Raw genomic sequence first — 11953 nt, 5'->3', positions numbered from 1 at the left:
TGCTGGCGGCGCAGTTCGAGAGCTTGCGCGACCCGCTGGTGATCATGATCTCGGTGCCGATGGCGATCGTCGGCGCGCTGATCCCGCTGTTCTTCGGCGTGGCGACGATGAACATCTACACCCAGGTCGGCCTGCTCACCCTGGTCGGCCTGATCACCAAGCACGGCATCCTGATGGTGGAGTTCGCCAATGAGCTCCAGGTCAGCGAGCGGCTCGACCGCCGCTCGGCCATCGAGATGTCGGCGCGCATTCGCCTGCGCCCGATCCTGATGACCACGGCCGCGATGGTGACGGGTCTGATCCCGCTCCTGACTGCGACCGGCGCCGGTGCGGCCAGCCGCTTCTCGATCGGTCTGGTCGTCGTGGCCGGCATGTCGATTGGCACGCTGTTCACGCTGTTCGTGCTGCCGGCGGTCTACGTGGTGCTGGCGACCGACCATCGCGCGGCGGCCGATTCGGAGCGGAACAAGCAAGTCAACGAGCTCGACCTCGGCTCCAACAAGGCCTTGCGGCCGACCTGAGGCTGTAGGCGCGCGAACCAGAGGGCGGCAGCGGTTTCCGTTGCCGCCCTTTTATTGTGTTTTTTGTGCCCCGGCGCGTAGTGAGGCGCCGCACCGGCCATCGGGCGGCCGCTCCCGGGTGCTTGCGAGAGACAAGGTCCGCTCTTCTTGGTAGTTTCCAAGGGATGAGCCTTTCCGTTGTTCCCGACACCCCGCAAGCCAGGACGCTGCCGACCGCGGCAGCGGATGGTGTCCCTGCCGGCGCGGGGATGGGGCAGGGGATCAGGAGCCGGTTGTTCACCAAATATGTCGCGCTGTTCGTGGCCGTGGTCACCGTCGCGCTCCTCGCCAACGGCCTGTTCGAGGTCTTCTTCTATTATCGCGAACACAAGGCCTCGCTGATCCGGGTCCAGCATGAGCAGGCCGAGGCGGCCGCGGCCAAGATCGGGCAGTTTGTCAAGGAGATCGAGAGCCAGCTCGGCTGGACCACGCAACTGCCCTGGTCGGCGGGCTCGATCGAGCAGCGCCGGTTCGACGCGCTGCGGCTGCTGCGTCAGGTGCCTGGGATCACCGAGTTTGCCCAGGTGGATTCGACCGGCAAGGAGCGGTTGCGGGTCTCGCGGCTGGCGATGGATGCGATCGACAGCGGCATCGACCTATCGAGCGACCCAAAGTTCACCGAAGCAGTCGCACACAAGGTCTATTACGGACCCATCTATTTCCGCAGGGAGTCCGAGCCGTACATGACGCTGGCGCTGGCCGGTGCGCGCAAGGATGCCGGCGTCAGCATCGCCGAGGTCAACCTCAAGCTGATCTGGGACGTTGTGTCCCAGATCAAGGTCGGTGAGCGCGGAGTTGCCTACGTGGTCGGACCGGGAGGGCGCCTGATCGCGCATCCCGACATCAGTCTTGTGCTGCGCAACACCGACATGTCTGGTCTCGCGCAGGTGCGCGGCGCTCAAGCCGGGGGCGGCGTCATGCCGGACGCATTGCAGGAGGCGACGAACATTCAGGGGCAGAAGGTTCTGACGGCCTCCGCCCCGATCGCGCCGCTCGGCTGGACAATGTTCGTGGAATTGCCGGTCGAGGAGGCCTACGCTTCGCTCTACGCCTCGTTACAGCGGCTTGCGATCGTGCTGCTGGCGGCTTCGATTTTCGCGGTGCTTGCGGGGATCTTTCTCGCGCGCCGCATGGTCGGTCCGATCCAGGCGCTGCGCAGCGGCGCCGAGCGGATCGGCGGCGGCGACTTCTCCCAGCGCATCTCGATCAAAACCGGCGACGAGTTCGAAGGTCTCGCCGACCAATTCAACGAGATGGGCGCGCGCTTGCAGGAATCCTACGCCGACCTCGAAAACAAGGTCGAACGGCGCACAGCGGAATTGAGCGAGTCCCTGCAGCAGCAGACTGCGACCGCCGACGTGCTGAAAGTCATCAGCCGTTCGGCGTTCGACCTGCAAGCCGTGCTGAACACGCTTGTTGGCTCGGCAGCCCGCCTGTGTGACGCGGACGAGGGAACGATTTTCCGGCCCAATGATGGCGTTTTCTATTTGGCGGCAAGCTGCGGGCTCGGCGCGGAGCAGGAAAACAAGCTTCGGACTTTCGCGTCTGTACCTGAACGGGGAAGTGTGGTCGGCCGCACGCTGCTCGATGGCAAGACGGTTCATGTCCCGGATGTGCAGGCCGACCCGGAATACGCGCCTTCGTCCGCCCGAAGGCGCGCCAACGTACGTACGATGCTGGGTGTGCCCTTGCTTCGAGAGGGCACACCGATCGGCGTGTTCGTTCTGACGCGACACGAGGTGCGGCCGTTTAGCGCGAAGCAGATCGGACTCGCCACGACCTTCGCAGACCAGGCCCTTATCGCGATCGAGAATGTCCGGTTGTTCGAGGAGGTCCAGGAACGGACCAGAGAGTTGTCGCAGTCGCTCGACGACCTGCGCGCCGCCCAGGATCGCCTGATCCAGACCGAGAAGCTCGCGTCCCTCGGCCAGCTCACGGCGGGCATCGCCCATGAGATCAAGAATCCGCTCAACTTCGTCAACAACTTCTCAGCGGTGTCGACCGAGCTGCTCGACGAGCTCAAGGAGACCCTGCAGTCGGCCGCGCTCGACGGCAAGATGAAGGAGGAGGTCGATGAGCTGACCGGCATGCTCAGGAGCAATCTCGAGAAAGTGGTGCAGCACGGCAAACGCGCCGATTCCATCGTCAGGAACATGCTGCTGCATTCGCGCGAGGGCTCCGGCGAGCATCGCGTCGTCGATATCAATGCAGTCCTGGAGGAGAGCCTAAATTTGGCCTACCACGGCGCGCGCGCCGAAAGACCGGCCTTCAACGTCACGCTCCAGCGCGAACTCGATCCCGCCGCCAGTATGGTCGATATCTATCCGCAGGAGATCACGCGCGTCTTTCTCAACCTGATCTCCAACGGCTTCTACGCAACTGCCAAGCGCAAGGAGAGCGCCGTTGACGCCTTCGAGCCGATCTTGCGCGCGGCAACGAAGAACCTCGGCGAGAGAGTCGAGATCCGGATCCGCGACAACGGCACCGGGATCCCGCCCGAGGTGAAGGAGAAGATGTTCAATCCATTCTTCACCACCAAGCCGGCCGGCGAGGGCACCGGGCTCGGCCTTTCCATGAGCCATGACATCGTCGTGAAACAGCACGGCGGCACGATCGACGTGAACACCGAGCCCGGTGTATTCACCGAATTCATCATCACGCTGCCGCGCATGATGGCGGCAAGTGGAACTACTGGAGACAAGACTTGAACGTTTATATCCTGGTCGTCGATGACGAGCCCGACGTCGAGGCGCTGTTCCGGCAGCAGTTCCGGCGGGAGCTGCGCGCGGGACGCTTCCAGATGGAGTTTGCGTCCTCTGCGCCAGATGCGCTGAGGCGCGCGGCCGAAGTTCGCGATCCCTCGCTGATTTTGATTCTCTCGGACATCAACATGCCCGGCATGAGCGGGCTCGACATGCTGCCGAAGGTGCGTGCCGCGCATCCGGATGTTCCCGTCATCATGATCACGGCCTATGGCGATGCCGAAACGCGCCGCAAGGCGATCGAGCGCGGCGCCGTCGGGCTCCTCACCAAGCCGATCGACTTTGCGCTGTTGCGGCAGGAGATCGACACGAGGCTCGAGCAAGCCGCATGACTGCGACCATCCTCTTCGTCGATGATGAACCGGATCTCGAGGCGCTGATTCTGCAAAAATTCCGCAGGCAGATCCGGGACGGGCTCATCGACATCATGTTCGCGCGCGACGGCCTTGAGGCGCTGCAATCGCTTGAGCGGAATCCGCATGTCGATATGGTGGTCTCCGACATCAACATGCCGCGGATGGACGGACTGTCGCTGCTCACGAAGCTTCAGGAGGCCGAGGACAAGAAGTCGACCATCATCGTCTCCGCCTATGGTGACATGAGCAACATCCGTACCGCCATGAACCGCGGCGCGTTCGACTTCCTGACCAAGCCGATCGATTTCGCCGATCTGGAAGCCACGATCGATAAAACCATTCGCCACGTCGAGATGCTGCGCGAGGTGCGGCGGCGCCAGATGGAAGCCGAGCGCGCCCATGCCTCGCTGTCGCGCTTCTTCTCGCCGGAGATCGCAAGGCGCCTGGCGGCGGATGTCGCCGGCGACGGCATGGAGGTGCAGTGGCGCGACGTCGCGACCATCTTTACCGACATCACCGGCTTCACCTCGCTGGTGGAGAGCGCACCGCCCCAGATGCTCGGCGAGCTCCTCAATGAATATGTCGGCGGCATGACCGAGATCGTCTTCGCACATGAGGGGACGGTCACGAAAATCATCGGCGATGCGATCCAGGTGCTCTTCAACGCGCCGGGGGACCAGCCGGATTATGCGACGCGTGCAGTCACTTGCGCACATGATCTCGACGCCTGGGCGGAGGCCTTCTCGGCGCGTTGGAGGGGCAGAGGCGTGAATTTCGGGACCACTCGGATCGGCGTGCATGCAGGCCCGGCGCTGGTCGGTAATTTCGGCGGCAATCGCTTCTTCGACTACACCGCCTACGGCGACACCATCAATATTGCGGCGCGGCTGGAGGCTGCCAACAAGCATCTGGGAACGCGCATGTGTGTCAGCATCAGCGTCGCCACGTCGGCCGATAACTTTCAAGGCCGCCCAATAGGCGAGCTGATGCTGCGCGGACGCAGCGAGCCGCTGCGCGCGTTCGAACCGCTGTCGGAGGCCAAATTCGAAGCGTCGGAAACGGCGCTATATTCCCAGGCTTTTGCCAAGATGGAGGCCGGCGACGTCGCCGCCATGCCGGCATTCGCGGCGCTGGTCGGCATGAACGCCGACGATCCCCTGGCCGGCTTTCACCTGAAGCGCCTGCTCAACGGCGCCAAGGGCATTCGCATGCAACTGGAATAGGAGTCCGTCATGATTCGTGAGTTCTCTGCCGGCAATTATCGTTTCATTCCGTCCGTGTTCCAGTATTCGGCGGGTGCCGCCGCAGATGACGGCTACGAGATCGAGCGCGTCCGGTTCGATCGCCTGGTGCCGCTTGCGGAAGGATTTGCGCTGGCGGCAAAGCTCATCCAGGAGGCAGGGCGGCCGCTCACGGCGTTCTGTGCCTGCGAATTGCGCTCGCCGGCGGCCTTCAGCGAGGAAGGTTTTCGCGCGTTCAACCTGCACTATGTGAAGACGCTGTCGGAATGGGGGATCTTCGACGGCACCAACAATCCCGTGGCACGCAGCAATGTCTGTCCCGAGATCGATCCGCCGTCGGAGCCGTCGTTCTACGCGTTCTCCTTCACGCGCCCGACCCCGTCGAAATCGCCGAGCTTCGTGATCGCCGGCGGAGCCGAGGCTCGCGAGGGCAGCGGCACCTATGTCGAGCGCACGGTACGTTACCGCGACCTCAGCCCGGAAGGGCTGCGGGAGAAGGTACGCTTCACGACGACCGCGCAGATGGAGAACCGGATGGCGGCCTTCGGCTTCGGCTGGAAGGACACCACCGGCGTGCAGGCCTATTCGGTGCATGACTTCCATCACGCGCTGGTCGACGAGTTGGTGCGCCGCGGCGCGTTGCGCTCCGGCCTCACCTGGCATTTTGCCCGACCACCCGTGGTCGATCTGGAATATGAGATGGACTGCCGCCGCGTGATGCGGGAGATCGTCATTTAAGATCCTCATCCTGAGGAGCGGCCGCTAGGCCGCGTCTCGAAGGATGGCTACAGGGACAGTCGGGCCTTCATGGTTCGAGACGCGCGTAAGAACGCGCTCCTCACCATGAGGGACAGCTAGCGCTGGCGCGGGTCGAGCGCGTCGCGCAGGCCGTCGCCAAGCAGGTTCAGCGACAACACCACGAGGAAGATCGCGAGCCCCGGCCAGATCGCCATCCAGGGCGCCTGGGTCAGGAAGCGCTGTGCGGCATTGAGCATGCTGCCCCAGGACGGTGCCGGCGGTTGCTGGCCCAGGCCAAGGAACGACAGCGCCGCTTCGGCGATGATGGCGGCGGCGATCGACAGCGTCGCCTGAACCAGCAGCGCCGGAAGGATGTTCGGCAGGATGTGCGAGAATGCGATCCGCCATGGCGGATTGCCGAGTGCGCGCGCGGCCTCGACATAATCCTCGGCCTTGACGCTCAGCACCTGGCCGCGGGTCAGGCGGATGAAGATCGGGGTGGCCGAAATGCCGATGGCGATCATGGCGTTGCCGAGGCTGGGGCCGAGGAATGCCGCGAGCGCAATTGCCAGGATCAGGAACGGGCAGGCGAGCATTGCGTCCGTGATCCGGCTGATCAGTGCGTCGGTGAAGCCGCCGCGATAGCCTGCGAGGAGGCCCAACGGGACGCCGATGCCGAGCGCGATCGCAACCGAGATCAGGCCCGCGAGCAGCGAGGCTCGCGCGCCGTAGACGACGCGGCTCAGGATGTCGCGGCCGAGTTCGTCGGTGCCGAACCAGTGCGCGGCGGTCGGCGGCTTGCGCACCAGGCTCCAGCTCGTCGCGATGGGATCGAAGGGAACGAGGACCGGCGCAAGCACCGCAAGAAGGATGAACGCGATGATCACGATGAGGCCAAACACAGCGGCCTTGCGCTTGAACAGGCGCCGCCGCGCGCGGCGTGCCGGGCTGTCCAGCTCGTGAGCTTGCGTGAGGGGACTGGCGAGCGTCGTGTCGCTCATGGCACTAGCCCCGCAGCCGCGGATTGACGAGAATATAGGCGACGTCCGCAATGAGATTCAGCGTGATGTAGACGGTGGCTGTCACCAGCACCACGCCCTGCACGACCGCATAATCGCGATTGAACACCGCATCCACAATCAGCTTGCCGAAGCCGGGGATGGAGAAGATCTGTTCGGTCAGCACGGCGCCTGACAGCAGCGTGCCGAGCTCGAGCGCACCGAGCGTGATGATAGGTGTCAGTGCGTTACGCATCGCGTGCTTGAGGATGACCGAGCGTTCCAACAGTCCCTTGGCGCGCGCAGTGCGGACATAGTCGCTCTCCATCACCTGGAGCATAGCGCTGCGGGTGTGCCGCATCAGGATCGCGGCAATTGCATTGCCGAGCACGAAGGCGGGCATGATGGTGGCAGCCAGGCTCGCGCGCCAGTTTTCGGTGAGCGGCACATAGCCCGAGGCCGGCAACCAGCCGAGCTCGATCGAGAACAGGAAGATCAGCATGATGCCGAGCCAGAAGTTCGGCGTGGAGATGCCCCATAGCGCGAAGAAATTGGCGCCATAGTCCCAGACGGTGCCCTTCTTCACCGCCGCGACAATGCCGGCGGGGATGCCGATCAGGAAAGCGATCAGGATTGCCATCGAGCCGAGCTGTAAGGTCACCGGCAGCTTCTGCGCGATCAGCTCGCGCACCGGCATCTTGTTGCGCAGCGATTCGCCGAAATCGCCGGCGAGTACGCCCTTGATCCAATAGGCGTACTGCACAGGGATGGGCTGATCGAGCCGGTACTGATGCCGGATCTGTTCGATCACGGCAGGATCGCGCTCTTCGCCCGCCATCACCAGCGCAGGATCTCCCGGCAACAATTGCTGGAGCGAGAAGATCAGCACCGAGACGAAGAACAGTGTCGGCACGATCTGCACAAGGCGGCGCGCGAGGAACTTCAGCATCCCTTCATTGTCACTTCAGCTTGAGGCCGATAACGCGCACGAGCCCGTCAGGCATCTGCCTGTAGCCTTCGAGCTTCGTCGCATGCGCGATGATGATGCGGCGGTGGTAGAGGTACAGGAGGGGCTCTTCGTCCTGGACCAGCCTCGCCAGGGCTTCGTAACTGGCTTTGCGCTTGGTGGGATCGGTCACCGATCGCGCATCCTCCAGCGCCTTGTCGGCCTGCGCATTGTTCCAAGCGCCGTAATTCTGCGGCGCGCCGCTGTGCAGGAAGACGAAGGTGTTGCCGTCGGGATCGACGCGCCCGCTCCAGGCCAGCATGAAGGCTTGGTAATCGCCGGCCTCAGCCTGCTTCAGCCCGGTTGCGAATTCGGTGACGCGGAGCTTCATGTCGAACCCGGCTTCGGCCGCCATGGACTGGATCACCTGCGCCGGCGTTTCGGTCTCCGCGCCCTTCGATACCAGGAAATCGACGCTGACCGGCGGTGTCACGCCGGCTTCCTTCAGCAGCGCCTTGGCCTTCTCGACGTTGCGGGGACGGACCGGCAGGGATTTCTGATAATAGGGATGATCGGGATTGACCCATTGATTGCCAACCTGAAACTCGCCGTTGAACACGACCTGGTTGATCGCCTCGCGGTCGATGGCAAGGTCGAGCGCCTGGCGCACCTTGGCCGATTGGCTGAGTGGCCCCTTGGCCTTGTCCTTGCCGATGTTGAGCGTGATGCCCTGATACCCGAGCTCGATGGCGGTCGCGACCTTCAGCCGCGAATCCGCGCGGACCTCCTTGAGGTCGGTGGCGAGCACGCGCTCGATCAGGTCCAGTCCACCGGATTTCAGGTTCGCGAGCCGCACCGTGGCATCGACGATCGGCTGGAACACGATACGATCGATGAAGACGTTGTCCTTGTTCCAGTAGTCCGCGAACCTCTCGAATACGATGCGGTCCTGCTGCACGCGTTCGACGAACTTATAGGGGCCGGCGCAGACCGGACGCAGGCCGAACTTATCGCCGGCTTCCTTCGCCGCCTTCGGCGACATCATCATGCCCGCGCGATCGGTGAGCTGCGCGAGCAATGGCGAGAACGGCGACTTCAGTACCAGCTTGATCGTGAGGGGATCGACGACCTCGACGTGATCGACCGAGGCCAGCTCCGGCTTGCGGAACGAGCCGGGAAAGGTGAGGTGGCGTTCCAACGAGAACTTGGCGGCCTCGGCATCGAACGGCTCGCCGTCGTGGAATTTCACACCGGGGCGGAGCTTGATGACGAGCGCCTTGCCGTCGTCGTCCGTTTGGCTCGATAGCGCGAGCTGCGGCACGATGTTGAGCTTCTCGTCGATGTCGAACAGCTTGTCGCAGAATGCGGAGAACACGATCCGGCCGACATAGGTGCGCGCCATGGTCGGATCGAGGATGTCGGGGTCCTCGGCGAGGCCGATGCGCAGCGTGGTCTGGGCTTGCGCTGTTACGACCGACAGCAGGAAGGCGGTGGCCGTTATGGCCAGGCGAAACATGTTCATCGGGCAGTCCCCATTGCTTCGGCTACGTCGTGGTGGGTGCGGTGCCTTGTATACCAACCCCGGAAACCGCTGCGCCTTCCGTCTTTCGGCTGAAAGCCGCGACCAATTTCGCAAGTGCTGGCGAAAACCCGCCGGCTGCCGGCAGGATGGCGTCGGTAGACGGTAGCTCTGCCGTACGGTGACAGGCGGCGGCGTGGCCCGCGCTGTCTGCCAGGAGCTCCGGCGCTTCAATGCGACAGCGCTCGACAACGAAGGGGCAGCGGGTATGGAAGCGGCAGCCCGCCGGCGGATTGAGTGCGCTCGGGATCTCGCCCGTCAATAGGACGGTCGTTCGTTTCGCTTTCGGCTGGGGCAGGGGGATCGCGGACAACAGCGCCCGGCTATAGGGATGGCGGGGCGCTGCGAACAGCGCGTCCGCCTCCGCCGTCTCGACGATCTGGCCAAGATTCATCACCGCCACGTGGTCGGCGATATGCTTGACCACCGCGAGGTCATGCGACACGAAAATATAGGCGAGGCCGAGCCGGTCCTGGAGCTCGCGCAGCAGGTTGAGGATCTGCGAGCGGATCGAGACATCCAGCGCCGAGACCGGCTCGTCGCAGACGATCAGCTTCGGCTCGACTGCGAGCGCACGGGCGATGGCAATGCGCTGGCGCTGGCCCCCGGAGAATTCATGCGGATAACGGCGCTCCAGCCGCGGCTCCAGCCCGACCAGCCGCAGCAGTTCGGCGACCCGCCCGCGCCGCTGCGTCGGCGGCACCAGATCGTGCAGCGCCAGCGGCTCGGTCAGGATCTGGCCGACGGTCATGCGCGGATTGAGCGAGGCGTAGGGGTCCTGGAAGATGATCTGGGCTTCGCGGCGGAAGGCGCGGAGCGCATTGGCGTCGAGGGAGAGAAGATCGCGGCCGTCAAAACGAACCGTACCCGCGTCCGGCTCGATCAGCCGCAGCACCAAGCGGCTGACGGTGGATTTGCCGCAACCGGACTCACCGACCAGGGCCAGCGTCTTGCCGGCCTCGAGCGAGAAGCTGACGCCATCGACGGCCTTGACATGCGCCCGCGCGCGGCCGAACAGCGAGCGTTCGGCGACGAAATGCTTGACCAGGTCTTGGACCTCGAGCAGTGCCATCACGACACCAAACGTTCGAGCGGCGCACGGATGCAGCGCGAGAGGTGGCCGGGGCTGACTTGCAGCAGTGGCGGCGGCGCCCTGGTGCAGGCGTCCAGCACGAACGGGCAGCGCGCGGCGAAGCGGCAACCGGCGGGCAGCCGTGCCATGTTCGGCACCATGCCTTCGATCGTGGCGAGCTGCTCGGCGCGATGATCGAGCCGCGGGATCGAGCCAAGCAGGCCGACCGTGTAGGGATGCTGCGGCGCCGAGAACAATTCGTCGACAGGCGCGCGTTCGACGATCTCACCGGCATACATCACCGCGACCTCGTCGCAGACTTCGGCGACGACGCCGAGATCATGCGTGATCAGGATGATGGCGGCACCGCTCGCCGCCTTCAACTCGCGCATCAGCTCCAGAATCTGGGCCTGCAAGGTGACGTCGAGCGCCGTGGTCGGCTCGTCCGCGATCAGCAGGCGCGGATCGCAGGCGAGCGCCATTGCGATCATCACGCGCTGGCGCATGCCGCCGGAGAGCTTGTGCGGGAATTCGTCGATCCGTCGCTCCGGTGAGGGGATGTGGACGCGGCGCAGGAGCTCGATCGCCCGCTCCCGCGCATTGCGCCGCGAACCGCCGCGATGGCGCTGGATCGTCTCGATGATCTGCTCGCCGATGGTCAGGCTCGGGTTAAGTGAGGTCATCGGCTCCTGAAAGATCATCGCCAGACGGTTGCCGCGCAGGTCGCGTAGCGTCTGGTCCGGCGTCTTCAAGAGGTCGAGCCCCTCGAAGCGGATCGCTCCGGATATCTCCGCGCTTCTCTTCGGCAGCAGGCCCATGATCGCCAACGAAGTCACGCTCTTGCCGCAGCCGGATTCGCCGACGAGGCCGAGCGTCGCGCCATTGGCGACGCTGAGATCGACGCTGTCGACCGCATGCGTGATACGGCCGTCGTCGCCGTGGAAGCGGATGCGCAGATCCTTGATCTCGATGAGTGGGGTGGCGCTCATGACTGTCTTGCGCGGGCTGCGGTGATGCTGGCGTCGATCACGCTGCGATCGGTGTTGCCGGCCGGATTCTGCCGCGTCGGCATGGAGGCGCGGAAGTGCACCCAGAGCTCCTGGCTGACACGCTCGAGCCGTTCGAGCTCCCCCAGCGGATCGGGATGATCGTCGGCCCGAATGTCGAGCGCCGGCCATTCCTCCTCGCCGTGGATCAACAGCGCGGCCGACTGCTTGCCGCGCTTGTCGCCGCCGGCGGCTTCGCCCGCACGCATGGCCGCGAGCAGGCGGCGCGGAAAGGGCAGGCTGTCGTTGGCAATGTAGGTCTTGGCCGTCTCGTCGAGCACGTCGGCTCCCGTCAGCATGTTGCCGGCGATCGAGAAGCCGCTGCCTGCGATGTGCCCGCACCATTCGACGCAATCGCGCCCGGTGTGCGCGGCGATGTCGCCGCTAGCGTCCATGATGTGGATCTGCCGGCTTTCGCGGCCGTCATCGGTCGCGAGCAGGGCGGCGAGCACGTCGTGTGCATTGAGGCCTTCGCGCAGCAGCTTGACACCGTCGATGCCGTAATAGGGATTGACGAAGGCCTGCGTCGCGATGGCGCCGAGGCCGGCGGCAATGTACGGAACACGCGCGCCGACCGCGAAGAAGCGGGTCGCGACGACAATGCCGAACTGGCCGGTGGCAGCATCTCGCGCGATGATCGACCAGGTCATGTGCT

At 64.5% G+C, this 11953-nt stretch carries 11 protein-coding genes; 5 read left to right on the top strand and 6 right to left on the bottom strand.

What is annotated here, in order from left to right; genetic code table 11:
* From IVA92_RS09090 to IVA92_RS09070, 5 genes are all read left to right on the top strand, one after another.
* Window positions 1-521, top strand: a 521-nt coding sequence (locus IVA92_RS09090; RefSeq protein ID WP_247279852.1) for an efflux RND transporter permease subunit, incomplete at its 5' end; no start/stop codon positions are given.
* A gap of 164 nt (window positions 522-685) precedes the next feature.
* Window positions 686-3268, top strand: a complete 2583-nt coding sequence (locus IVA92_RS09085) for an ATP-binding protein (RefSeq protein WP_247279851.1) — start codon at window positions 686-688, stop codon at window positions 3266-3268.
* Window positions 3265-3654 carry a response regulator gene (locus IVA92_RS09080; RefSeq protein WP_247279850.1) on the top strand — a complete coding sequence of 130 codons (390 nt, stop codon included), beginning with the start codon at window positions 3265-3267 and terminating at the stop codon, window positions 3652-3654. The genes IVA92_RS09085 and IVA92_RS09080 overlap by 4 nt, the downstream gene beginning before the upstream one ends.
* A complete protein-coding gene (locus tag IVA92_RS09075; protein WP_247279849.1) occupies window positions 3651-4901 on the top strand; it encodes an adenylate/guanylate cyclase domain-containing protein in 1251 nt (416 codons plus the stop codon). The genes IVA92_RS09080 and IVA92_RS09075 overlap by 4 nt, the downstream gene beginning before the upstream one ends.
* A 9-nt stretch (window positions 4902-4910) precedes the next feature.
* A complete protein-coding gene (locus IVA92_RS09070; RefSeq protein ID WP_247279848.1) occupies window positions 4911-5657 on the top strand; it encodes a hypothetical protein in 747 nt (248 codons plus the stop codon).
* 116 nt (window positions 5658-5773) lie between these two features.
* Here the strand turns inward: IVA92_RS09070 and IVA92_RS09065 are convergent, their stop codons facing one another.
* Genes IVA92_RS09065 through IVA92_RS09040 form a run of 6 tightly spaced genes read right to left on the bottom strand, consistent with a single transcriptional unit; the run spans window position 5774 to window position 11948 of the window.
* Window positions 5774-6658 carry an ABC transporter permease gene (locus IVA92_RS09065; RefSeq protein WP_247279847.1) on the bottom strand — a complete coding sequence of 295 codons (885 nt, stop codon included), beginning with the start codon at window positions 6656-6658 and terminating at the stop codon, window positions 5774-5776.
* Between the two features lie 4 nt (window positions 6659-6662).
* Window positions 6663-7604 (bottom strand): ABC transporter permease, encoded by a 942-nt coding sequence (locus IVA92_RS09060; protein WP_247279846.1) that lies wholly within the window; start codon window positions 7602-7604, stop codon window positions 6663-6665.
* A gap of 10 nt (window positions 7605-7614) precedes the next feature.
* On the bottom strand, window positions 7615-9123 hold the full coding sequence (locus IVA92_RS09055; protein WP_247279845.1) for an ABC transporter substrate-binding protein: 1509 nt from the start codon (window positions 9121-9123) through the stop codon (window positions 7615-7617).
* Between the two features lie 22 nt (window positions 9124-9145).
* Window positions 9146-10252: a dipeptide ABC transporter ATP-binding protein gene (locus IVA92_RS09050; protein WP_247279844.1), complete on the bottom strand. Its 1107-nt coding sequence runs from the start codon at window positions 10250-10252 to the stop codon at window positions 9146-9148.
* Window positions 10252-11241 carry an ABC transporter ATP-binding protein gene (locus tag IVA92_RS09045; protein WP_247279843.1) on the bottom strand — a complete coding sequence of 330 codons (990 nt, stop codon included), beginning with the start codon at window positions 11239-11241 and terminating at the stop codon, window positions 10252-10254. The genes IVA92_RS09050 and IVA92_RS09045 overlap by 1 nt, the downstream gene beginning before the upstream one ends.
* Complete coding sequence (locus IVA92_RS09040; protein WP_247279842.1) at window positions 11238-11948, bottom strand: DUF1028 domain-containing protein; 711 nt, start codon at window positions 11946-11948, stop codon at window positions 11238-11240. The genes IVA92_RS09045 and IVA92_RS09040 overlap by 4 nt, the downstream gene beginning before the upstream one ends.
* Window positions 11949-11953: the final 5 nt, after the last annotated feature.

Origin of the sequence: Bradyrhizobium sp. 154 (genome assembly GCF_023073875.1) — a bacterium.
In the GTDB taxonomy this organism is placed as follows: domain Bacteria; phylum Pseudomonadota; class Alphaproteobacteria; order Rhizobiales; family Xanthobacteraceae; genus Bradyrhizobium.
Note: the sequence above shows the minus strand (reverse complement) of the source record. Positions and strands in the feature narration are given on the sequence as shown.